The 23,890-nt window shown below is 48.3% G+C and carries 17 protein-coding genes; 5 read left to right on the forward strand and 12 right to left on the reverse strand.

What is annotated here, in order from left to right; translation table 11 throughout:
* Positions 1–49 precede the first annotated feature (49 nt).
* Entirely contained in the window at positions 50–457 is a 408-nt protein-coding gene (locus UNH61_RS14270; RefSeq protein ID WP_326992623.1) for a hypothetical protein, read from the forward strand.
* On the opposite strand, the gene UNH61_RS14275 is transcribed toward UNH61_RS14270, so the two are convergent.
* Genes UNH61_RS14275 through UNH61_RS14285 form a run of 3 tightly spaced genes read right to left on the reverse strand, consistent with a single transcriptional unit; the run spans position 458 to position 1,880 of the window.
* Entirely contained in the window at positions 458–1,081 is a 624-nt protein-coding gene (locus tag UNH61_RS14275) for an ATP-dependent Clp protease proteolytic subunit (RefSeq protein ID WP_326992624.1), read from the reverse strand.
* 42 nt (positions 1,082–1,123) lie between these two features.
* Entirely contained in the window at positions 1,124–1,381 is a 258-nt protein-coding gene (locus UNH61_RS14280; RefSeq protein ID WP_326992625.1) for a hypothetical protein, read from the reverse strand.
* Positions 1,362–1,880 carry a sigma-70 family RNA polymerase sigma factor gene (locus UNH61_RS14285; RefSeq protein ID WP_326992626.1) on the reverse strand — a complete coding sequence of 173 codons (519 nt, stop codon included), beginning with the start codon at positions 1,878–1,880 and terminating at the stop codon, positions 1,362–1,364. The genes UNH61_RS14280 and UNH61_RS14285 overlap by 20 nt, the downstream gene beginning before the upstream one ends.
* A 168-nt stretch (positions 1,881–2,048) precedes the next feature.
* Between UNH61_RS14285 and UNH61_RS14290 the strand changes: the two genes are divergently transcribed.
* From UNH61_RS14290 to UNH61_RS14300, 3 genes are all read left to right on the forward strand, one after another.
* Positions 2,049–2,426 carry a hypothetical protein gene (locus tag UNH61_RS14290; protein WP_326992627.1) on the forward strand — a complete coding sequence of 126 codons (378 nt, stop codon included), beginning with the start codon at positions 2,049–2,051 and terminating at the stop codon, positions 2,424–2,426.
* A 239-nt stretch (positions 2,427–2,665) separates the two neighbouring features.
* Entirely contained in the window at positions 2,666–7,030 is a 4,365-nt protein-coding gene (locus UNH61_RS14295; protein ID WP_326992628.1) for a CusA/CzcA family heavy metal efflux RND transporter, read from the forward strand.
* 4 nt (positions 7,031–7,034) lie between these two features.
* Positions 7,035–8,171: an efflux RND transporter periplasmic adaptor subunit gene (locus UNH61_RS14300; RefSeq protein WP_326992629.1), complete on the forward strand. Its 1,137-nt coding sequence runs from the start codon at positions 7,035–7,037 to the stop codon at positions 8,169–8,171.
* Here the strand turns inward: UNH61_RS14300 and UNH61_RS14305 are convergent.
* From UNH61_RS14305 to UNH61_RS14315, 3 genes are all read right to left on the reverse strand, one after another.
* Entirely contained in the window at positions 8,168–10,339 is a 2,172-nt protein-coding gene (locus UNH61_RS14305; protein WP_326992630.1) for an ATP-binding protein, read from the reverse strand. The two genes, UNH61_RS14300 and UNH61_RS14305, sit on opposite strands and share 4 nt — an antisense overlap.
* A 184-nt stretch (positions 10,340–10,523) precedes the next feature.
* Entirely contained in the window at positions 10,524–12,794 is a 2,271-nt protein-coding gene (locus UNH61_RS14310) for a WG repeat-containing protein (RefSeq protein ID WP_326992631.1), read from the reverse strand.
* The gene (locus UNH61_RS14315; protein ID WP_326992632.1) at positions 12,784–15,093 is read right to left on the reverse strand and encodes a WG repeat-containing protein; all 2,310 of its coding nucleotides are present in this window, start codon (positions 15,091–15,093) and stop codon (positions 12,784–12,786) included. The genes UNH61_RS14310 and UNH61_RS14315 overlap by 11 nt, the downstream gene beginning before the upstream one ends.
* A 323-nt stretch (positions 15,094–15,416) precedes the next feature.
* Here UNH61_RS14315 and pafA point away from each other — a divergent pair, with 323 nt between their 5' ends.
* Positions 15,417–17,057 (forward strand): alkaline phosphatase PafA, encoded by a 1,641-nt coding sequence (gene pafA, locus UNH61_RS14320; RefSeq protein ID WP_326992633.1) that lies wholly within the window; start codon positions 15,417–15,419, stop codon positions 17,055–17,057.
* A 103-nt stretch (positions 17,058–17,160) separates the two neighbouring features.
* Here the strand turns inward: pafA and UNH61_RS14325 are convergent, their stop codons facing one another.
* The 6 genes from UNH61_RS14325 to UNH61_RS14350 all read right to left on the reverse strand — a co-directional run bounded on the left by UNH61_RS14325 (position 17,161) and on the right by UNH61_RS14350 (position 23,879).
* Positions 17,161–19,689, reverse strand: a complete 2,529-nt coding sequence (locus UNH61_RS14325) for a phospholipase C, phosphocholine-specific (protein WP_326992634.1) — start codon at positions 19,687–19,689, stop codon at positions 17,161–17,163.
* Positions 19,690–19,740: 51 nt separating this feature from the next.
* Positions 19,741–20,580: a helix-turn-helix domain-containing protein gene (locus UNH61_RS14330; protein WP_326992635.1), complete on the reverse strand. Its 840-nt coding sequence runs from the start codon at positions 20,578–20,580 to the stop codon at positions 19,741–19,743.
* A 1-nt stretch (position 20,581) separates the two neighbouring features.
* Positions 20,582–21,508: a transporter gene (locus UNH61_RS14335; RefSeq protein ID WP_326992636.1), complete on the reverse strand. Its 927-nt coding sequence runs from the start codon at positions 21,506–21,508 to the stop codon at positions 20,582–20,584.
* Between the two features lie 10 nt (positions 21,509–21,518).
* The gene (locus UNH61_RS14340) at positions 21,519–22,556 is read right to left on the reverse strand and encodes a cytochrome c peroxidase (RefSeq protein ID WP_326992637.1); all 1,038 of its coding nucleotides are present in this window, start codon (positions 22,554–22,556) and stop codon (positions 21,519–21,521) included.
* Between the two features lie 5 nt (positions 22,557–22,561).
* Positions 22,562–23,377, reverse strand: a complete 816-nt coding sequence (locus tag UNH61_RS14345; protein ID WP_326992638.1) for an MbnP family protein — start codon at positions 23,375–23,377, stop codon at positions 22,562–22,564.
* A 127-nt stretch (positions 23,378–23,504) separates the two neighbouring features.
* Positions 23,505–23,879, reverse strand: a complete 375-nt coding sequence (locus tag UNH61_RS14350) for a hypothetical protein (protein WP_326992639.1) — start codon at positions 23,877–23,879, stop codon at positions 23,505–23,507.
* Positions 23,880–23,890: the final 11 nt, after the last annotated feature.

Here is a 23,890-nt window from a genome sequence, read left to right on the forward strand (position 1 = left end):
GGATAAGGGAGATCACCGGATTTGTTATCTTAGTTTAGAATTTTCCGCTATGCACTATGCCATCTTTATCGTTGCTGTCACCCTTGCGGCTCCCTCCTGCAAGAATAGCCACCTACAGGGTTTCAGCAGGCCCACATCAGGAAATACTGCTGCAGTGGCTGCTGTACCGGATACTGTTGCCCCCGAACTATTGAGGGGCAAGCCAATGGAAGAAGCTATTGCCATAGCCGGGCCAGCAGATGATGCAACTGATTTTAATATGTCGGCCGCCCTGCCGGAGTTCAGAATAGTGTTATATAATTTTTTTGTTAAGGAAGACTACCGGCATAAACGCATCCCTGTAAAAGAGCTGACCTGGTATAACGGAGAAAGGAATATTACCATCTGGTACCGGGAGCAAAACTACACCTGGGTATATATCACCATGACGGTCTGGGATAAGCATACGGAGTTCTGATCAGTTCCCTATCAGCCAGGGTTGGCGAAAAGGCAGTGGTGGCAAGGCTTCCGTGCTGTTCAGTACTTCATCTACCAGGCCGAATGCTTTTGCTTCTTCAGCCGACAGGAAGTGGTCGTTCCTGAACGCAGCTGTTACCTCATCCAGGCTGCGACCTGCATTACGGGCAATGATCTGGAAAGTCTTATGCTGCAGCCGCTCCTGTTCGTTAAAAGCAATGCGTACATCTTCGGTATACCCCTTGGCGCCTCCGCTGGATGGATGCATATGAATAGTTGCATTAGGCAGGGCATAACGTTGCCCTGTAGCACCGGCTGTAAGCACCACCGTACCCATGCTGCCGGTGAAACCCACAGCCATCGTAGATACCCGCGATTTGAGCATTTTCATGGTATCATAGATGGCCAGGCCAGCATAAATCACCCCACCCGGACTGTTGATGTACATGCTGATAGGACGATGGCTTTCACTGTCGAGATAAAGTAATTGCGCCACTATGAGATTAGCTATCTGATCATCGATGGCCGTACCCAGGAAAACAATGCGCTCCTTCAGAAGCAGGCTGTAAATATCAAATGCACCGCGGCTGTCGCCGTCGATAACGGTTGGAACAAGGAAAGCCATGATTGGGAGAATTACAGAATTAAGAATTGGCGAAGACTGCCTTTATTCAAATATGGAAGTGACAGACCGATAGAACGCAGGTTCATTCATGAGTTGCTGATAGATGGTTTGCAGCTCCTCACGTTTTTTCTCTCTGCCCAGCCAGTGGACAATTTGCAGGACTTGTTGCTGTTGCCGTACCTTTTCCCGCAGCAATGGAGATACGAGCATACGAGCCTGAAAGATCAGGCGCGCTGCTGCCGGCATTTCCTGCAGCAGGTATTGATCTATTTCCTGTATGTCAGCTAGCTGTTTCCGCATAGTCCGTATGTTTTACCTGTTCCCGGATCTTTTCCAGGCATTTGTATTTCTGTACGCTGGCAGAATGCAGCGTCCTGAACCGGAAGCTGTTGGCTATTTCCTGCAGGGACTGGTGTTCGTAATAAAAAGCCTGTAACAGCTCCATACAACGACTGCCAGCGGATTTCAGATATCCGAGCAGGGATTTTTCCGCGGGAGGCGGATCGAAATAATTTTCCGGAACAGCATATTGTTCTGCCGCTTCCAATGGGAGTTCATGGCCTTGCCGTTTCAGTTTCCTGATACAAAGTATTCTGGCAATACCGGTGATATAAGCGCCCGCTGCAACGCCTTCCGGGATAGTGTTTTGTTGTTGTTTTTCGAGATAGATAATAACAGCATCCTGAAACACATCACGGGCCAGCTCCAGGTCGCCTCCCATCCGGCGCACCATCCTCGCCACTCTGGGGAGGGTACTGATGTACAGTTCCTTCAGCTGTTGCTCGTTGTCATGAAACATAACTCCTGTTTTTATATAAGTGTCAGGAACAAGGTAAATATCACCCAAAATTCAGGAAAAAATTTAAAATACAGGCCGGAGCCGGCTCTGGCTTGTATTTTCCGGTTATTTTCTTGTACAAATGCCTCAATACTATGACCGTCTGTTATTTTTTTTTACCTTTAACACGTGAAAAAAGCTGCTATAGTATTATTGGCGCTCTATTTTTTGGGCACTACTGAAGCAGGGCAGATCCTCAAGCTGCCGCTGCTGGTGGAGCATTATGTGAAACATAAAGCAGATGATCCCAATATCACTATCTTTTCTTTTTTGAAGATGCACTATACAGGGCCCGTGGTATATGATGCGGACTATGCGCAGGACATGCAATTACCATTTAAAACCTGTCTGAACTTTTTCACGATCACTCCTCCCAGTATTTTACCTGTCACGCCACAATATACATTCAAGGTTCCTGTTGTCAGGGCGCCGCGGCGAAAGATCATAAATGACGAAGTACCCCCTTATTTATATCAACCTGATATATTTCAACCTCCCCAGGCTTAATACAGCATCCGTTATATTTTATTATTTCAACAACAACCGCGCTGGCATTAGCTGCCGGCAGTATTGTTGCTGATCTGTCATCATTAACAATGACAAACATTTGCAGGCATCGCCGAAGCGGGCGTATATCCTGAACCGTTAGTGCTATAACATTCCGGGCATTCAGTTGTTGGGAATAAAGCAGTAGCTGTTCAAGTATACCTCCCTGATGCGCCATTTGTTTATTCCAATAAATAATCATGCTAAATAAGATCATTCATTTTTCTGTCAGGAATAAGCTGATCATTATACTTTTTATGATAGGGCTGATCAGCTGGGGCAGTTATTCTGTCACGCAGCTGCCGATCGATGCTGTTCCGGACATCACCAATAACCAGGTACTGGTGATCACTACGGCGCCTAGTCTGGGCGCGCCCGATGTGGAACGTTTCATTACCGTGCCAATAGAACAGGCTACCCGTAACATACCCGGGATTATTGAACAGAGAAGCTTTTCCCGCTTTGGCCTTAGCCTTGTGACGATTGTATTCAATGATAAAACAGATGTATACTGGGCCAGGCAGCAGGTCAGCGAACGGCTTGGTCCGGTGCGCGCACAGATTCCGCCGGGAATGGGAGATCCGCAGCTGGGGCCTGTGACAACGGGCCTCGGTGAAATATACCAATACATGGTAAAGCCCAAGCCTGGTTATGAAGGCAGATACGATCTGATGAAGCTGAGGGATATACAGGACTGGACCGTCAGGCGGCAACTGCTGGGCGTGGAAGGAGTGGCCGATGTGAGCAGCTTCGGCGGCGAAGTAAAACAATATGAAGTAGCCGTAGACCCGGAAAAACTGAGGGCGCTGGGACTAACGGTAACGGACGTATTTAACAGCCTGCAGAATAATAACCAGAATACCGGAGGTGCTTATATAGAGAAGGGACCCAACGTGGTGTTCATCCGCAGTGAAGGTCTTGCCAAAAGCATTGCCGATATCAACAACATCGTCGTAAAACGCATAAATAACGGCGTGCCGCTGCTGATAAGGGATGTAGCCAAAGTGCAGTTCGGACATGCAGTAAAGTATGGGGCGATGCTCTACAACGACCAGGGCGAGGTAGCCGGTGCAGTAGTAATGATGTTGAAAGGAGAAAACAGCGCGAAAGTAATTGCCGGTATAAAAGATAAAGTAAAAGAGATAGAAAAGACGCTCCCTGAAGGTGTGATGATCGAGGAATTCCTGGATCGCACCAAAATGGTAGATAACGCCATTTCAACCGTAGAGCGTAACCTGATAGAAGGCGCATTGATCGTGATCCTGGTGCTGGTGATATTCATGGGAAATATCCGGGCGGGGTTGATTGTAGCCTCGGTGATCCCACTGGCCATGCTGTTTGCCATCATCATGATGAACCTGTTCGGCGTGAGTGGCAACCTGATGAGCCTGGGTGCGCTCGACTTTGGCTTGCTGGTCGACGGTGCCGTGATTATCATCGAAGCCGTCATGCATAAGCTGACCAAAGGCGCTGCGCTGAGTGGCGCCACTACCCTCACGCAGGAACAAATGGACAATGAAGTGGAAACCTCCGCACGCACGATGATGAACAGCGCCGCATTCGGTCAGATCATCATCCTGATCGTGTATCTGCCCATCCTTTCCCTACAGGGCATTGAAGGAAAAATGTTCAGGCCTATGGCGGAAACAGTATCCTTTGCCATTATAGGCGCCTTCATATTATCGCTTACCTATGTGCCGATGATGGGCGCCCTGGTGCTGAATAAAAAACTCAATCATAAAGACAGTATCGCCGACCGGATGATGCGCAGGATACAACGCCTGTATGATCCCATTCTGAAGCGTACACTACGTGTGCCCGTTCCCGTTGTAGCCACTGCCTTTGTATTATTCGCCGGGGCAATACTGGTGTTGAGCTCACTGGGCGGGGAATTCATCCCTCAGCTGGAAGAAGGGGATTTTGCGGTAGATACCCGTTTACTGACAGGTTCATCGCTGACCAATACCATCAATACAACTCAGAAATCGGCGCGGGTGTTGCTGGATAAGTTTCCGGAGGTGCAGAAGGTGGTCACCAAGATAGGTTCCGGAGAGATCCCTACAGATCCCATGCCGATGGAAGCAGCAGATATGATGGTGATATTAAAGCCAAAGAAAGAATGGACCAGTGCTAAGTCTTTTCCGGAGCTGGCCGGTAAAATGAGCAGTGCGCTGGAAGAAATACCCGGCATTGCCACCGGATTCCAGTTCCCGGTACAGATGCGTTTCAACGAGCTGATGACCGGCGCCAGGCAGGATGTAGTGTGCAAGATCTTTGGGGACGACCTGGATACGCTCTCCCACTTTGCTGATAAACTGGGGAAGGTGATACAAACCATCAATGGGGCTACTGATCTGTATACAGAAACAGTAACCGGGATTCCACAGCTGGTGGTGACGTATAACCGGGAAGCGATTGCAAAATTCGGCGCCTCAGTGAATGATATCAATAACACCCTGCAATCGGCCTATGCAGGGGCGACCGCCGGATTGATATTTGAGGGCGACCGCCGCTATGACCTGGTCATCCGTATGAACGACCGGCAGCGGCGGGATGCAGGTGAAATCGGTAATCTGCCGGTGGGACTGCCCGGCGGGCAGCAGGTGCCGTTGAATATGCTGGCGCATATTGAATTGCAGGATGGCCCCTATCAGATCCAGCGCGAAGATGCGCGCCGCCGTATTACTGTGGGCTTCAATGTGAGGGGGCGCGACGTGCAGAGCATCGTGGAAGAGTTGCAGCAGAAAACCGCCGGGATCAGGCTGCCGGTGGGTTATTATATTACTTACGGAGGACAATATGAAAATCTGCAGCATGCTACGCGCCGACTGAGTATAGCCTTGCCCGTAGCCTTGTTGCTCATCTTCCTGTTATTATTTTTTGCATTCCGCAAATTAAAATACTGTGTACTCATCTTCTCTGCAATTCCTTTATCGGCCATTGGAGGCGTGCTGGCGTTATGGTTAAGAGGCATGCCTTTCAGCATTTCGGCAGGCATAGGTTTCATCGCACTTTTCGGGGTGGCGGTGTTGAATGGGATAGTATTGATCGGAGAAATGAACCAGTTGAAAAAAGAGGGTATGACAGATATTATGCAAATCATTATTCAGGCAACGCACGACAGGCTGCGGCCAGTGTTGATGACGGCCACCGTGGCCTCATTGGGCTTCCTGCCGATGGCACTGAGCAACGGCGCCGGTGCCGAGGTACAACGCCCGCTGGCCACCGTTGTCATAGGCGGACTTATCACCGCTACTATGCTGACGCTGATAGTACTCCCCTGCCTTTACTATCTGGCAGAAAGAAAATCGAAAAAACCGGGAGTTGGCGCAGCCGTTGCATTAGTGGTGCTGCTACTGGCTATTCCTTCCGTGGGCCGGAGCCAGGAAGTTAAATCCATCAGCTTAGACCAGGCCATACAAATGGCTACCGGACAAAACCGGCAGATTGCATTGGGGAAGCTACAGGAATCGTATTACGATGCCTTACGGCACTCCTCGCTGGATCCGGCGAAAACCAGTATCGTTGGCGAATTGGGCAGCATCAACAGTACTGCCTTCGACAACAAATTCACAGTAACGCAGATATTTTCCCTGCCCGTATTATACCAAAGGCAGAAGAATGTATTTGAGCAGGAATGGCTGGGTGCGAGACTGCAAACACAGTTGCAGAAAGCGGAAATCATCCGGATGGTAAAGCAGGCCTATCTCCAGCTGCAATATATTAATGGCCGCCGGGTACTATTGACGAAGATGGATAGCATCTACGCCCGTTATACCAAAGTGGCGGTGCTGCGGTACGAAAAAGGAGAAACTAATCTGCTTGAAAAAACGTCGCTCGACAACCAGGCACGCCAGATAAAAATGTTGTTACAGCTGACAGATGCCGATGAAGAAGTAGCCAGCATTCAATTGGGCACACTGTTGAATGATAAGGGCCGCTTCCGTGCTGCCGACAGTATGAACACCAACACAGCGCTATATGACACCACGTTGCTGGCCGGGCATCCGGAGCTGCAGCTGTATCAGCAACAGGAACGGATTGCTGCCGGCAACACCCGGCTGGAACGGGCTAAATTGCTGCCCGACTGGAGCCTGGGTTATTCCAATCAGTCGATCATTGGCTGGCAGATGGATAGAAACCAGGCAGATCACTACTACGGAGGCGGTTACCGTTTTTCTACCGCGCAGATAGGCATAGAAGTGCCCATTTTCACCCGGGCACAACGGGCGAAAGTAAAAGCAGCTTCGCGTATGCAGGATGTGGCAGCCATGACATCGGAAATTGCAGATATCAGGCTGCGGGCGCGACTGAAACAGAACCAGAGCGAGTACCTGAAATACCAGCAGGCCGTGAATTACTATCTCAATAGCGCATTACCTCAGGCTGATATTATGATAAGGACTGCTAACCTTACCTACAAAAACGGAGAGATCGGGTATATTGAGTGGGGAACGCTCATCAACAATGCCGTGACCTTACAGGGTCAATACCTGGATGCAGTCCGGGAGTTGAACCTGCGAAAAATTGAACTGGATTATTTATTGTCTTCCTATCAAAACTAACCGCATGAAAAAAATAATGATATATGGCCTGCTATTGATTGTTGCATGTAAAAACAAGGCAGCAACAACGGAAGTGGCAGAGAAGAAATCTGAAACAAGCGCCCAGAACAGTGTTACACTGGATAGTGTACAGAAACGAAATGCAGGTATTGTTATAGCTACTGCGCAGGAAGGCACTACCCATGTGACCATTCGCGCAACCGGCACAGTGGATGTTCCGCCTCAAAGCCTGATATCTGTAAGTTTTCCGTTGGGCGGGTACCTGAAAAGCACTTCCCTCCTGCCCGGTTCTCCCGTAGCAAAGGGGCAGGTGATTGCTGTAATGGAGGATCCTGCCTATGTACAGCTGCAACAAGACTACCTGACAGCCAAGGCCAAAATGCAGTACCTCTCCACTGATATGCAGCGCCAGAAAGAGCTCAGCGAAGCAGATGCCACCAGTAAGAAAAGCTATCAGCTGTCTCTCAGTGAATACAATACACAATATGTACTTATACAATCACTCGCAGCCAAACTTCGTATCATTCACATCAATCCCGATAACCTGGGTGCTAACAATATTTCAAGTACAGTTCCCATCTATGCGCCTATCAACGGGTATGTGAGCAAGGTGAATGTCAATATCGGGAAATATGTAAACCCGGCAGATGTACTGTTTGAGCTGGTGAATCCGGATGATATACATGCTGCCATTACTGTTTTTGAGAAAGACATCAGTGCATTCAGAAAAGGAATGCATGGGAAAGTGAGCCTGGTGGATAAACCAGATGAGTGGTATGATGTGGAAACGATACTGGTAACACGTAATGTAGATGAAAACCGGAGTGGCCTTTTACACTGTCATTTTGAAAAGCCTATGCTCCATTTGTTGCCGGGCATGTTTTTGAATGCAGTCTTTGAAATGGACAATGCCCGGGCAGCAGTGGTACCGGAAGACGCTGTAGTGCGCTACAATGGAAAAGAATATGTTTTCATCACCACTGATGAAAATCAGTTTCGTCTGGTAGCTGTAGCTGTTGGTAACAAAGAAAACGGAAAAGTAGCATTGCTTTCCGGCAGCAACGATTGGCTGCAAACCAAAATAGTTACCCAGGGAGCCTACGCGTTATTGGGGAAGATGAAAAACAAAATGGAAGACTAGCGGCTGGTAGTTACCGGCAGTTGCTTCATAATGGCTTCGTAAATTTCTCTCTCGCGGAAAGGTTTTAACAGCCAGCCATTGAAGCCGGCCTTTCTTAACCGTTCTTCATCGGAAGCCGTGATATTGGCTGTTAGTGCCAGCACAATGGTGGCGGCTTTTTCGGGGTCTTTATCTTTCCGGATATTTTCCGCCACCTCGAGGCCGCCCATTTCGGGCATATGTATATCCAGCAGCACCAGGTCGTAGTGATACTGGTGAAAGAGCTCCAGTGCGGCGGTGCCGCTGGTAGCCATATCGAAGCGGCATTTCCATCGGGTAAGAATCATTTTCAACAGCAGCAGGTTCATTTCCTGATCGTCCGCAACAAGCACATACCGCCCTTCCATGGATGCGCCCACCGCTTCATGGAGCTCGCTGGTATTTTTGGTCACCATCAGCGGTACTTCTACTTTTTCGTAGGGGATATGGCAGGTAAACACGGAGCCTTTATTCAGTTCGCTGCTAACGCTGATATCCCCTCCCTGCATCGTGATCAGCCGTTTGGTGATGGCCAGGCCCAATCCTGTACCCTTTGAGCTGCTCCTGGAATTGCCCGCCTGGAAAAAGCGTTCGAACAAATGCTCCTGGGCATCCTTACTAATGCCCTCTCCTGTATCGGATACCACAAGGCCAAACAGCCACCGGTCCGTTGGCTGCAATTCCAGTATAGCCGTTACCGTTACACTTCCCTTATCGGTATATTTAATGGCGTTACTGATCAGGTTCAGTAATACCTGTTTCAGCCGGAATACATCGCCGTTTGCCTGCCCGTGCTTGTCTCCTTCGAAACTGACATTTAATTCCAGGTTCTTTTTCGCAGCCTGCACCCTCATGATACTGATCACATCGTTGTAAACCTGATACAGTACAAAAGGCTGTGGTACCAGCGAAATATAATCCTGTTCGAGCTTGGAAAAATCAAGCACATCATTCACTACCTGAATGAGCATATCCGTAGCTGTTTCGATGGACTGTACCATTTGCTGCTGCTCTGTATTCATGCGGGTATACGACAGCTGCTCCGTAAAACCGGCCACCGAATTCAAAGGCGTACGCATTTCGTGACTCATATTATTCAGGAAATCGGTCCGCACCCGGGTTTGTTCCTCTGCCAGCATCTTACCTTTCTTTAGCAACCGGTTGTTTTCCCATACTTTCCACGCTGTAAAGGCAATCACAACAAGGCATATCAGCAGTGCCACCAAACCAGCCAGCACTATTTTCCTCATCTCCTGTGCACTGTCTGTTACAATAACGTGGGCGGCTACCTTCTTTTGCCTTCCCTGGCTGGCGGCATATTCCCTGAGCGACACCAACAGTTCTTTCATTTCCTCCATCATGGCGATGTTGGTACCTGCGAGCGTCGATTCCTCTTCGTTCAGCTTCATCCGGTTAGCCAGCTGCCGCCGTAAAACATCTTTGTAATAATCATTTACATTCGTCACCACTTTGCGTAACTGCTGGGCATCATACTTCTCTTTATCAATCACTTTACCATCGCGGGTCCGGACCAGGATACGTACCTGAGCTTTTACGGTATCGCCCGCTTTCTTATTGGCGAAAGCATTTCCAAGCCGCCTGAACAGCCCCTTTTTAGCGGTCGGCTGGTCCTGCGTCATGCTGATAGTATCTACCTTTACTTTATCCTTCTTTATCTGACGAACATTATAAGACCTGATACTATTCAGCAAATTATCCAGCATTTCATTTTTAATGGTGCGGGTGAGCATAGAATCGGTCGCTGATTTAAGTTTGGCAATCCGGCCCGACACCTGTTCTTTCTGCTGAATAAGCGTATCAAAATGTTTGTCTTTCCCGGACGCCCGGAACGAATGGCTGACCGTGTCGATCATTCCCAACACATTTCCCAGTTCATCGGAAAATGTTTGTAAATAATCCCTTTTGTAAAACACGGTATACAGGCGGAAATTGCTCTCGGCATCATTCAGAACAAATAGTGCCGAATCCATTAAATGAATCGACGGGTTTTCCATCATCAGCGTATCGGTGGCAGTAAGCATTCGCTGGGCACTGTTCCGGTGTATTCTGTATCCGGAGAAAAACAATACTACCAGCAACAGAAAGATCGGCACTAACGACAGCGCGAACAAATAGAGTGATTTTCGCATACTTCTGAGCGATTATTAGGGTAACTGAACTGGTTCCATTCATATATATGGCTAACGGGGTAAAATGGTACTAGGATACTTATCTGATGAAGATACGGAAATTAGATAAAAAACAGTATTAAGTCTATAGCTTTTAGTCCCTGGTAAGCGCTTATCAGGGACTAAAAGCTATAGGTTAAGGGCGCTACAGCTCGGGAGCGCCCCATGTCCCTTCTTCTTCAAAGGGGATTGTTTCCGACATCTTCAGCGGAAGCAGCCCGCCATCGGCGGTTAAATATTGACAGGTATTTCCAATACGGCACAGGAGCGGGAAATTATATTTAATACCAACGACGCCGAAACCGGCCCGTTCTCCCAACAGTATATCATCGAATTTAAGCGGGGATATAGGTTTGCCGGCAGGGCTGAGTACGGAGAATTTGCTGTTGTTCATTACCAGGTAACCATGGCCGGAAACTTCGGGCAATACCCGATCATGTACGGGTGGCGTAAGGATAACACCCTGCAGGGAGGCCAGCCCTATTTTGAGTATCTGTTCCTGCGGATCTGTTTTTGTCAGCAACAACACATCGTTCAGATCATATGAGATGTCGCCGGAAACGTCGTAATCGTATATCAATGGCACTATTTCTTTCCCTGTACTATCGGCATAGCCGTATTTTTCTCCCTTCACCAATTGGTATATCCCGTGTGGCAGCGCCTTCACCCGCTCGTAAATACAGGGTATTACCGCTTCGCCCTTTTCATTGACCACCCCTGCCTGGTTGTTTTTCTCCACGACCACCTGGCCTTCTACGCCAGGCATACCAAGATAAGAATAAGGCAACGGCGCCAATTTGCCGGTGCGGGCGTTAAACAAAGCATAGGTAGTGGCGTTCTTCTTTTCATCGCTCACCAGGTAAGTGCCTTTTCCTATCAATGATATTCCCCCGTATTTCACCGGAACAATTACTTCTCCCTTCCCGTTGTAAACGCCATAAACATAGCTGCCTTCCGGGGTTTTCTTTGTTACCCGAATCAGGCTGCTATCGCCGGCGAGCAGGTCTGCTTCCTCGAATACCATTGGAAGCACCAGCCGTTTGGCCCTGATGTCATAGACACCTTTGAGGCGCCCGTCTCTCACCATATACAACGATGGTGTTAATGCCGCGTATTCTCTATATGCAACCGGTAGCAACTGTTCACCTTCCACATTGTACAATCCCTTCCTGCCCTGATACTCCATCTCCAGCAATCCACCGGAATCATGAACGGATATGCCGAAGAAGGCCGGCGCTACCGTTTTTTTATTGACCGGGTTATAAAAGCCATACAAGGCCTGTTGTTTCAGGATGAATACCGGCGCGGCATCCGTTTCTCTACCCGCGCTAACGCCGGAAATATTATTGTATTCCCTGTCGAGCAGCTTTTTACCAGCGGAATCCACGAGGATATATTTTCCATTCACGGGTACTATAAAACAGTTGGCAAAACCGCCGATTTCTCCGTCGTATGAGAGCGGTATAATCACTTTGCCATCTTCCCCTATAATTCCGGTTTTTTTATGCTGAGTGACCGACAAATACGGACCATAAGTTCCTTCCGCATAGGGATCGTTGATATCGTCGTATATATAATCCGCCACCTGGCTGCCGTTTTCATTCACCAGTCCAAAATGCCCGTTGTGCTTCAACTTCAGCATACCGTTTCCGATAACATCCATCTGTGTATACTCCGGTTCCGCATATTCTTTCCGGGTGGCAATGTTTATAACAACCGGCTGATCATTCTTTTTAAAACAGCGTACCCAGTTATCACTACGCATGGCAAAATGCTCATGTTCATAGGTGAAAGGAACCAGCTCTTTATTTTCAAAACTGACTACTCCCCATTTTCCATCTTTCTGTGCAAATACATAATCTCCTTTAGCGCCACAACCACCACAATAATCGATATCTTCATACACAGCAGGCACCTGCAGACGTTTTTCACGGATGTTATATACGCCCCACTTATTGTTGCTTTTTACCATGAAGTAATCATCCTTCAGCAATTCCACTTCTTCAAATTCAAGTGGCAGTAATAATTTGCCCCAGCTATCGGCATAGGTGGCTTTACCATGCTGGCGAAGATAAAGATGAGATTTCCATCTGAACTCGATAGAGTCGTATACCGGCTGCAGCAGCCATCTCCCCGAATCGTTCACCACTCCCATTTTATCCTGCGTGCTTACCAGCATCATCTTCTGATCTTCTTTGATATCAATTTCAGCATCCGACAGCCGGATGGCCGGATGATAGGTACCGAAGATGGTATCAAACATTTTTTCGCCGGCTGCATTAATATACCAGCTATGGCCGTTGTTCTCCACGCGGGCAACACCATCTTTGAATGCAGAACCTTTCTGAGCGCTGCCCGTTATGCTGCATAACAATAACCCGAATGTTGTTATCAGGGAGAGATATTTAATCGTCATAACCTTTTCTTTTAGTTGATCTGTAGGGCAGCTGTTTCCCTTGTGCATCAAGGTAGAAATACCACTTATTTTCTTTTACCAGTACAGGGAAAATGTTTTTTTCATACCCGCGGCTGATTTGTAACTCATCGTACTTCACGGGGATCACCGGTTTGCCGTCCAGCGCCAGCAGCCCGGATTTGCCATCTTTTACAACTTCAAACAAGCGGCCATCTTCCAGGTAGTTAATAGTGTTATACACTACCGGTATTACCAGTTTGCCGCCGGTATCTATCACACCGTATCTTTCCCCGCTCTGCACTTTGTAATAAGGCAATTGGTAGAAGCGGTCGATCTGTTCATATTTCAGCGGAATGAAAATGCTGCCATCCATCCTGATCAGGCCCTGTAATTTGTCTTTTACCACTGTTATCAGGTTGTCTTCGAAGGCAGACATATCATCAGCAGTAATCGGGTATACCACGTCGCCCTTACGATTAATAATACCATAGTATTCTTTACTGTTGATTGCTTTAGTGGCCACTGCCAGGCCATGCCAGAAGTCGCCAACAAACGCATAGTCTTTAAATACTACCTCTTTTCCGTTGGTATCCAGGAAGACATTAGCGCGTGGTTCCCCCCAAAGTTTGAGCAGGCCGTCGCTGTAGCTGATATGGGCGCGTCTTTCCTTTTCAGGTACCAGCAGGCGGGAGTACCTGTCCGACTTAAACTGCCAGTGGGTGCCTGTATACAGCAGGTTGCCGGCCAGATCTGATAAAGTAGTTTGAGGGTTACCATCATTGAGATAGTTGAGCTCCACGATGCGGTTGGTATCTACGGCGGTATAAAACCCATCCTGTTTCATTTTTCTGATCATCCGTCCGGTGGCATCAGCCATACCGGTGCTATCTTCTCCCTGGCTCACCAGTAGCAGAGAACTGTTTTGCCATTCAATCCGGTTGTATGCTGTAGGAAGAATTTCTTTGCCTGTTGTGGTATTATACAAGCCGAATTTACCATTCCGGGAGAGGGCCAGGTAGTTTGCTTTCACAGGCCCGGCATTGGTGCTATCATAAGGATAACCGGGGCCATACTCATCCAGCAAATCGCCCTCGATAAAAGGCAGTACAAGGGCTCCGGCAATCTGTGGGAGTGCTGTTTCGCCGTCAGCCAGCTGAATTTCAATGACCGGCTTACTATTCGATACAATATGGATATTGCTGCAGGCCTGCGATAGTAGCGGTTTTCCATTGGCATCGAACAAATTCCAGCGATTATTTTTGCGGGCTGTAAACCAGCCGGGCATTTTAAAGATATGTTGGTTGCCCGATATAATAGTCGTTTGCGCAGCTTCTCCATTGGTATTATTGTAAGCATGTATTTCGTTGTATTCCACTGGCACAATGAGTTTGCCGGCTTCATTGATGATCCCCTCTTTCCCGTTTCTGCTCACAATGGCGGCGCTGCCGTAAGCTTTTATGGCCTCGTATTCCGGCGGCAGCAGCTCTTTGCCGGTGCTATCTGCCAGGCCCCATTGATCTTTTACGGCCACCATGAAAGTACCAGTGCTCAGGCCCCGCTCACATTTGTCGTAGATAGCTTTGGTAATCGCTTTTCCGTTGCTGTCCATGATCCCCAGTTTCCCGTTATCCTCCTCATAAACAAAGAAGGACGCGTTTTCGAAGCGGAGTGCTTCAAAGTTTTTGTAAGATGGCGGAACGAGCACGGTACCATCTTCGCGGGCAAGCCCTTTATGTGTTCCTTTTGTGATCTCCACCACATTATCCATTACATACGACCGATCCACGTCATCGTAAACGGGGGCCTGCAGGATCCTGCCGGTTTTTATTTCTCCCCAGCCCCAGCGGCCGGCCTTTCTGATTTTGAACAGATGGGGATGGAGGGATGTTACGTCGTCATATTCTATCGGGCAGATGATATTACCAAGCGTATCTATCGCGCCGCATTTGCCGTTGAGTTTTACAGTAACAAAGCAATAGCTCTGAGCAGGATACATATCATCCTTATTATTTTCTACCGTAACCTCATCAAATTTAAAAGGGGCGATCACCTTACCGGTAGTGCTGATGGCGCCATAGGCATTGTGTTTTACGCCCACTACCACGCCATAAAGACTGATATTCTCGAGTTTGTCGATCAGCACTGTACCGGCGCTATGGAGGAATTGTTCCTGGCCATGAATCTTAACTGGTGCTAACGTGCCATCGAATTCTCCCAGGTAGTCGGCTTCCGTGACCTGTTGGCCCCGGGCCAGGGCACAGGTGAGTAATAAGGGAGCAATGAGTTTCAGGTGCTTCATAAAAACAATCCGGATATGGAATAATATTTAATATATAATCATTGGGTTATTCTGCAAAGATGCTGTGTTTGTTATGAATGCCCAACTTTTGTACTGCTACACTATTACTACAGGCAGCTCTACAAAACATCTACATAGCAGATAGACTATTGCTGGTGGCTACTTTACAGGATTTCAGGAAAAACAGGCCGAAAAACAGGATCAGCGTATTCGTTTATACATCCGTTCAACCATAAAGATGCAGTCGTTTGTTAATTTTTTGTTACGTTTGCCGCTTCCCGAGGTGGGAGTTGTGAACTACAAAAAATGGAAAAAACTGTATTATGAATGGAATGACAAAAACAATGGTCGCCGCAGTACTGGGCGCGTTTAGCGCGTTACATGGACTTACAGCAGCGGCCCAGCAGCCAGAACATCCCAGGCTGGTAGTAGGAATAGTAGTAGATCAGATGCGCTGGGATTACCTGTACCGTTACTATGACCGCTATGAAGCAGGTGGTTTCAGGCGTTTGCTTGGAGAGGGCTTTTCCTGTGAGAATACTTATATCAGTCATCTTCCATCATTTACGGCTGTAGGCCACTCCACAATCTATACCGGCAGTGTGCCAGCCATCCATGGGATCACGGGCAACGACTGGCCCGACCAGCTCACTGGCAGGAAATGGTATTGTACAGAAGATACGATTGTGCAGCCCGTAGGCAGCAGCAGCAACGCCGGCCGCATGTCGCCCCGTAACCTGCTGGCCTCCACCATCACCGACGAGCTGCGGCTGGCCACCAACTTCCGTTCTAAAGTGGTAGGCGTTTCATTGAAAGACAGAGCCTCTATCCTGCCTGCAGGCCATACGCCCAGCGGCGCCTTCTGGTTCGACGACAACAATGGCAACTTCATTACCAGCACCTGGTATATGCAGGAACTTCCTGAATGGGTGAAACGCTTCAATGCTAAAAAGGAGCCCGAAGCACTGATGGCGAAGCCCTGGGAAACCTTGTACCCGATGAATACTTATATACAGAGTACTGCGGACGATGTGAGCTGGGAAGGCACCTTCCCCAATGAAAAGGCCGCCGTGTTTCCACATCACCTGAAAGAAGCCTATAAAAAAGATCCAGACAACCTGCGCTCCACACCGGGCGGTAATACACTCACGCTCGATTTCGCGAAAGCAGCAGTGGAAGGCTATGATCTTGGCAACAACACCGTTACCGACTTCCTGACAATCAACTGTGCCTCCACCGACTATGTAGGCCATAAATACGGTCCCAACTCCATAGAAGTGGAAGATACCTATCTGCGCCTGGATAAAGACCTCTCTGCTTTTTTCCAGTTCCTCGATGGCCGCGTGGGCAAAGGTAATTACCTGGTATTCCTGACAGCGGATCATGGCGCTGCTCATGCCATCAAATTCATGCAGGAACATCAACTGCCTGCCGGTCAGGTAGAAACCAGGAAGCAGCTGGAAGGCCTGAACAAAATACTGAGTGATCGTTTCGGTGTGGCGGGTTTAGCCACATCCTTCATGAACTACCATATCAGCTTTGATAAAGCTAAAATTGCAGCCTCGAAACTGGATTACGATGCCGTGAAGAAAGCTAGCATCAATTACTTTGAAGCGCTGCCTGGCATCCAGTTCGCTGCCGACCTCGATAATATTGGTACCAACCCATTGCCCGAACCCATCAATACCATGGCCATTAATGGCTACAATCGTAAACGTACCGGTGCAGTTATTGTAATACCTGAACCCGGATGGTTCGAAGGTTCGCTGAAAGGCACTACGCATGGCAACTGGAATCCGTTCGATATTCACATTCCGCTTGTGTTCATGGGCTGGCATGTAAAACATGGCGCCAGCAACGAAACCGTGCACATGACGGATATTGCGGCAACGCTTGCAGCGATGCTACATATACAGATGCCGAATGGATGTGTGGGGAAACCGGTGAAAGAAATTACGAATTAGGAATTAGGAATTACGAAATGCATAGGAGATATAAGCGAATTATTATGTTATTCGCTTATATCTCCTATGCATTTCGTAATTCCTAATTCCTAATTCGTAATTCTCAGACAGCAGCTCCCATAAATGGATCCGTTCTCCCCTCTTCTCCTGTTTCTACCCGGCCGGCATAGCGTTGGCTAAAAGTGTCAACTGCGGCGGTTTTAACGGTGAAGTCGTACCAATGCAGGCTTTTCTGCAACGGCAATATCAGATCGAGGGTGGCGCCTGCAGCAATGCTCCGGCGAATGTCTTTTCCGTTATATGCATTGTCGCTGATGATCAGGTCGTGGGCAGTGCTATCGTGATTGGCTATACGTAGCAGGATGTTTCCGGTGGCTTTCTTTTTGGCAACATCATAACTAAGCTGTATATCGAGCCGGGGATGCGAAGCGGCGCCTTTGAATTCGCGGTAGAAACCATTCGGGCCGCATAGATGCAGGTGATATTGCCTGCCCGGAAACGCGCTGACAGGCCATTCGTAGCTGATAGTATCGCCTGCAGCTACTGCAAAGGCCCAGCTACGGGCATTATCTGTTTCACCGGAGTGAGGATCTTTAAATGGAAGATGTGTGTATACCGTAAACGGAGCACCGGCCGACTGGTTGCCGAACAGTTGCGTACCCGCCTGCATACTTATCTGCAACTGGTCCTGATCGGGCTGCCAACGTGCATCGGCAAGCAGTTCATATGGCAGCGCACAGGATAAGCGGGTACCTTTTTCCTGTTGCAGGATGGGTAGCTTTTTCCCATTAAGATGAGCGGAGATATCGCTGGCCGATACTTTCTTAAAATCGCCCGGGGCGGGTTTGAAGCGCGCATTATTGATGCCTTCTACCATCTTCCGCTGATCCAGGTAGATCTGTTTATCCGGAGTGGTAGCTGTAAACGGACTAAACACCGAAGTAAGATCACCGCAGATCGTGCGCCGCCATTTGCTGATATTATCGATATGCACCTGTTTGTTTAGTTTCCTGCTGAAAAATGTTTCCAGGAATTGAAGCGTGGAAGTATGATCAAATACTTCAGAACAAACCTTGCCACCGCGGCTCCAGGGAGAGGCAATGATCATGGGCACCCGGAATCCCAGTCCTACCGGGGCTTCCCTGGCCTGTTTTTCACTGACCCCCTGTTTTAATTCGTGTGCCAGTCGAACGTGCTCTATTTCCGTATCCATACCAGCTGAACATTTTCCTGTGCCGGGTTTGTTATTATCGCAGATGGAGAACGGTACCACATGATCAAAATAGCCATCGTTCTCATCGTAGGTAACTATAAAAATGGTTTTCTTCCAGACCTCCGGGTTCTCTGTTAATATATCCAGTATTTCTGAAACGTACCAGGCGCCATACCAGGGAGCGCTGGGATGATCTGAAAAATTCTGTGGTCCGGCCAGCCAGCTTACCTGGGGTAATTTTCCACTGTTTACATCTGTCCTGAACTGGTGTAATACATCTCCCGCAGGCATGGTAATTTCTCTTTCAGTATTGCCATCCTTATAACTCACCGAGGTGATGCTCCGGTATTGCGGATCGTTGCTGTTAGTCACAAATGCCCGTTGATACAGGGCTTTCTGCGCAGGTGTCAGTTGCTCAAAACTTTCTTTATTCCATCGTTGTAACTCACGGGTTGTATTGTCGAGCACTTCCTGTTTTTTAGAGATGCTGGTCCGGATCTTTTCCGCCGCATCATCGGACGAAGGACTGGCTTCCTGAAGTTTATTGATCTCATCGGGTAGCGTTTCCACCTGACGCAGGAGGCCATTGATATAACGTTCAGAAAACTTCACATTAAAGGCCGCAAAAAACTCGAGCAGGTTACAGCCAAAATTCGCCAGCCAGGCTCTTTCTTCTCCCTTAAATCCGCCTCCACAGCTAATCTCGTTCTGATAGAATTTCCACGAGATGCTATTATCTTCCAGTACTTCAGGAAATGTTTTCCAGGGTAGTTTGGCGTAACTGTAGTCATCGTTACGGATATGTGCCTTGGGCAAACCATCCACGGGCTCCACAATTTTGCCGGTCCAGAAAAACGACCGGTTAGGTGTGGTGCTCGTCATTGCAGAACAGAAGTTCTGGTCGCATACCGTGAAAGCATCTGCCATGGCGTAATTGAAAGGAATATCTTCGCGGGTGTAATAGCCCATGGTAAGCGGCATACCTGCATATTCTTTATTACCTGGTCTTTTGGCGATCAGCCACTTGTCGTATTTACCCTTATTGTAAGCATCTACCTGGCTGGGCCGGGAATGCGGCAGGTCGCCCATCCAGGTGGCTTTTGTATCTTTTATATTGAGCCTGAACGGCGCAAACGTATCTCCGTTTCCGTTAGTCTGGAACCATACCGGTGTTGCACCAGGCTGCCAGGCTGCGCGGGGATCATTGAAACCACGCACTCCCTGCAGCGTACCAAAACAGTGATCAAAGGATCTGTTTTCCTGCATAAGGATCACGATATGTTCAGCATCAAGGAACGTACTGCCGGGACGCGGATCAATAGCGAGTGCGCGTTGCACAGAGGCAGGCAGCATGGTTGACAGGCCGGCAGCGCCGGAAAGCAATACGGATTTCTTTAAAAATTCTCTGCGGGAATCCATGGAGCGGTTTGAATAATTTAGTTCGTTCGAACAAAATAGGAAATATTCTTATTAATTCGTAATTCTTCGGAAAGCTTCCGGCGATGTTCCTGTATGCTTTTTGAAGAATGTGGTAAAATAAGAAATACTCTCAAATCCCAGCTCGGCAGCTATTTCTGTTACTGATAACGCCGTATGATATAACAAACGCTGCGCTTCTATCACTACTCTTTTCCTGATCAGCTCTCCACTGGACGTGTTCCTGCATAGCTGACATAATTTATTGAGATAATTGGTGGTGATATGTAACCTGGCCGCGTAGAATGATGGTATCCGCACGGTTTTGTAATGCTCTTCCAACAGCCATTCGAACTGGCGGATTCTTTCTTCCTTGTTGTCTGCGTGGGTGATGTTGTTGCCCCTGTCACTATGCTGATCCAGCATGCAAAGCAATATGTTTAAGTAAGAGCGCAGTACTCTTCTTGCCCCGCGCGATTGCGCCAGGAATTCTTCTTCCATCAGCTGGCATAATTGTATCCATTTATTCAGCTGATGCCCGTTGAGTGCTACAAAGTTGCTGCTGTCTTTAGCCAGAAAGGAAAACTGGTAGAGCACATTACTATTGTAGCGCAGCGAGAAAAAATCTTCCGTAAAACATACTACCTGCCCTGTGCCTTTTGGCAGGCTGCAGATGCTGTTTGGTTTCAGACATACTACACCGGTTCCTTCAATGGGGATGATTTCATTGTCTACCGTCAATGTGCCCGTTGCTGCAAACAGGCACAGTAACAGGTAGCAGCCAAGCCTGTGTGGCTCCCCGGCCCGGGGAATTCTTCCGTACAGTGCGTCCAGGCTACCTGTCCAGAAGGTATTCCCCTCAATGGTGATCAGCTCAATTCCGTCTGCTTTCATGCTAAAATAAATAGGTTACATGTACCATGGCGCGGTTGCCGGCTCTTACTTTCATGTCGGCCAGTTGTTGTGAGATGACCGGCTGGAAATTAGCACCTGCAGAGATGTTGCCCATGGTAGCTTCCAACCCTGCTGTGGCCATCAGGGAATATCCGCCGGAAACATCGACATTGATTTTCTTCGCTTCCCGGTCTTTTGCAGCTGTTTCGTAAAGCACGCCGGCATTGGGCGACAGCGTTACTTTCTCTGCTACTCTTATTTTATAATAGGCGAGCACATTGGCAGTGAATTTATTTCCGTACTGATAATCGTACCGGTTGTTGCTATTGATTTTGTAACTGACATTGGCATTGAGTCCCAGGTCCATCAACCGGATATCATAGGCTGCATTCAGCGTAAAGTCAACGCTCCCCGTTCCCAGCTGGAAATTATTGGGGGTGTCTTCACTCTCCTTTCGTTCCGCCGGTTCATATTTTCCGGTAGGCACTTTCATGCCCCCGCCTATCCACAGCGATTGTACCAGCAACTTGTTATGCCGCGTAGTATGCTGATTGCTCAGTAGCTGGTAGTAGCCTACCACCGCAATATCGCCGAGGCCGGATCTGCGGGTGGTAAGGCCCTGGTTTTCGCGGCTGTTGAAATTGACGGGTGCAAATCCCAGCACCCGAAACCTGCGGCCAATATTCCAGCCACCCCACAATTCAGCCGTCTGGTAAGTTTCGTCGGTAGTGAGGTAAGAGGTGGTACCACCCGGGCCCAGATGGGAACGCAGGGTTTTGTACTGATATCTGAGCCCTATAAACTTCTTCTTAAAATCAGGCAGTAGTCCGATGTAATAGCTGCCCACACCGCATCCACAGATATCGCAGGCTTTTGTAACAACTGCTGCGGAGAACAAAAATATCGTCAGTAATATTGCTTTTCTCATCTTGTTATATTTATTGTGCTTCCTCTGAAAATCTTTTATCATCGATAAAATGGCGGTCATTCAGCGTTTGAAGGAAAGCCAGCAACTGATCCTGCTCTTTGTCGGTCAGCGAAATGCCTGGTTTACCATTTTTCTTCAACAGCGGATCCAGTGTAGGCATATCCGTTATTTCAGACACATAATGCGTGAGCACGCCTTTCAATGAATAGAAGCGGCCATCGTGCATATAAGGAGCCGTATAGGCCAGGTTACGCAGACTCGGCACTTTGAATGCATATTTATCTTCCTCCCGGAGTGTAACGGCATAGCGGCCTACATCGTTGTTAGGCCCTACGCCGATACCATTGTTGCGGAAAGAATGATCCGTAAACAATGGCTCACGGTGACAACTATTGCAGTGCTGCTGAAACAGGGCGTAGCCTTGCTTTTCATCGGCCGTAAAAGCAGCATTCTGTCCGCGCATGACGCTGTCGTATTTCGACTGGTCACTGACCAGCATCACCATAAACTGCGACAATGCTTTCATCATCCTCGCACTCGTGATCTCCGGGCTACCAAAGGCTTTCCGGAACAATTCGGGATATGCGGAAGTGTTGCGCAGCTTCTTCAGAACGTTATCGATCGATTCATCCATTTCCACGGGGTTAGTGATCGGCGCCACTGGTTGCAGATCCAGGTCAAACACACCGCCATCCCACATGAACGAAGGGTTCCAGGCAAGGTTCATGATCGGTGGGGAGTTGCGGCTCCCCAACCGGTCGTCGATACCATGACTTACATCATGCCCGTGATGAGTGAACGCAGAAGATTGCATATGACAGAACCCGCAGGAGATCGTATTATTGCGCGATAACCGGGGTTCATAAAACAACTTCCTTCCCAGCTCAAACCCTTCCTTCGTCACCTGATTATTAGCAAACTTGTAGGCCGGTTCCGGGAATCCGGCCGGCGACCTGAATCCAATGAAAGCGATAATCTGTTCACTTTTACTACAGGCAAACAGGAATAATGCCAGGCTTGCCAGCAGACACCATTGCAGCTTACTCATATGGCTTAATTTTCTGTATGATCGTGATGGAACATCTGCGTATAGTTGTTAGCCACGATGGTGCTGAACTCGCTGAACATCACCGTTGGGTTGGCGGCAATGCTGATGTTCTTACTACCGTTGAACATCTTCAGAATATCCACCATCAGATGTATATTGGCTTCGCGGCCCTGACGTACTTTGGCAATACCACCCGCATTGAGATCGATGGTGATGGTTTTGATATTATTGAAAGTAACGGCATTGTATCCGCCAAATCCACCGATATGATAGCGGAACTTGTGCTGCCCGGAAGGATCGGCTGGCGCTGCATCAGAAATGCCTTCCATCTTGAAAAAGATATAGCCGCTGTTCCAGGTCCAGTACATACCTTCCATTCCACCGGAAGGATCCAGTACACCTGTTCTGCGGCTGATATCCATCGTGCTGCGCAGACTATCGACTCCCAACGTAAACGTCAGTGTACGATAATCGCCTTCAGGTACTTTCACCTTCACGAATTGAGATGAAGCGCTGGCTTCAGACACGAGAAAATAGCTGCTGTCCTGTGGCACTGCAAACTCCTCCCCGCTCGCATTCCGCACTTTAATATTGCTGATATAATATTGAAGCAGGGATACCTTAAATGATTCGCCTGCTGCGTTCACATAGGCGCCGGTATTGAGTTGCAGGTTCTTGTCGCCCGCAATATTATCGAACTGCACAGACAGCGTAGCTTTGACACCCGTATTTTCGGATGGTTTCACATCATCTTTTTTACAGGAGGCGAAAAATACTAACCCAAAGAAAGCGCTGAATATAGTTTGTTTAAAATGTTGCATGTAAAGAGTTTTGATAAAAGACAATAAGATGCCCCTGCCTCCAAAAGAGGCAGTTATGAAAAGGCAATAAACAGACTGCGGTACACGATGTATACCGAAAAAAGACGATAATAATGAGAGAACGGCGCTATGCGGCGGGAGGATGGAATACGGTGTCGGGACGGTCAACGGGAACGCCTATACTGTACGGATAGTAGTAGTCGCCAGTAGTTGCTGTAGCTATTGGTTTTATAACCTCCTGCTGAAACCAGGCAGCATAGAATATTTCGCTGTGATGATCTTTACGCTCAGGATTATCCTGATCTTTCTTTTCTTCTTCCTTCAGCTTTTTGTTAAGGTGGCATTTACCGTTACAGTGCATGGCAGGCTTATCGCGGTTAACGCAGAGGTTTTTTGCGATATACTCCTGGTTCATGTAAAATCCAAGCATCACCATGTAGCGTCCTGAGAGCTGGCTAAGCCAGATCAGCATTAAAAAGACCGCTACAATTTGTTTCCGCATGCTACCAGTTT

The organism is Chitinophaga sp. 180180018-3, from assembly GCF_037893185.1.
Lineage (GTDB): Bacteria > Bacteroidota > Bacteroidia > Chitinophagales > Chitinophagaceae > Chitinophaga.

Excerpts from the sequence above, each read along its gene's own strand:
- UNH61_RS14270 (WP_326992623.1), top strand. The coding sequence starts at position 50 with ATGCACTATGCCATCTTTATCGTTGCTGTCACCCTTGCGGCTCCCTCC.
- UNH61_RS14275 (WP_326992624.1), bottom strand. The coding sequence starts at position 1,081 with ATGGCTTTCCTTGTTCCAACCGTTATCGACGGCGACAGCCGCGGTGCA.
- UNH61_RS14280 (WP_326992625.1), bottom strand. The coding sequence starts at position 1,381 with ATGCGGAAACAGCTAGCTGACATACAGGAAATAGATCAATACCTGCTG.
- UNH61_RS14285 (WP_326992626.1), bottom strand. The coding sequence starts at position 1,880 with ATGTTTCATGACAACGAGCAACAGCTGAAGGAACTGTACATCAGTACC.
- UNH61_RS14295 (WP_326992628.1), top strand. The coding sequence starts at position 2,666 with ATGCTAAATAAGATCATTCATTTTTCTGTCAGGAATAAGCTGATCATT.
- UNH61_RS14300 (WP_326992629.1), top strand. The coding sequence starts at position 7,035 with ATGAAAAAAATAATGATATATGGCCTGCTATTGATTGTTGCATGTAAA.
- UNH61_RS14305 (WP_326992630.1), bottom strand. The coding sequence starts at position 10,339 with ATGCGAAAATCACTCTATTTGTTCGCGCTGTCGTTAGTGCCGATCTTT.
- UNH61_RS14310 (WP_326992631.1), bottom strand. The coding sequence starts at position 12,794 with ATGACGATTAAATATCTCTCCCTGATAACAACATTCGGGTTATTGTTA.
- UNH61_RS14315 (WP_326992632.1), bottom strand. The coding sequence starts at position 15,093 with ATGAAGCACCTGAAACTCATTGCTCCCTTATTACTCACCTGTGCCCTG.
- pafA (WP_326992633.1), top strand. The coding sequence starts at position 15,417 with ATGAATGGAATGACAAAAACAATGGTCGCCGCAGTACTGGGCGCGTTT.
- UNH61_RS14325 (WP_326992634.1), bottom strand. The coding sequence starts at position 19,689 with ATGGATTCCCGCAGAGAATTTTTAAAGAAATCCGTATTGCTTTCCGGC.
- UNH61_RS14330 (WP_326992635.1), bottom strand. The coding sequence starts at position 20,580 with ATGAAAGCAGACGGAATTGAGCTGATCACCATTGAGGGGAATACCTTC.
- UNH61_RS14335 (WP_326992636.1), bottom strand. The coding sequence starts at position 21,508 with ATGAGAAAAGCAATATTACTGACGATATTTTTGTTCTCCGCAGCAGTT.
- UNH61_RS14340 (WP_326992637.1), bottom strand. The coding sequence starts at position 22,556 with ATGAGTAAGCTGCAATGGTGTCTGCTGGCAAGCCTGGCATTATTCCTG.
- UNH61_RS14345 (WP_326992638.1), bottom strand. The coding sequence starts at position 23,377 with ATGCAACATTTTAAACAAACTATATTCAGCGCTTTCTTTGGGTTAGTA.
- UNH61_RS14350 (WP_326992639.1), bottom strand. The coding sequence starts at position 23,879 with ATGCGGAAACAAATTGTAGCGGTCTTTTTAATGCTGATCTGGCTTAGC.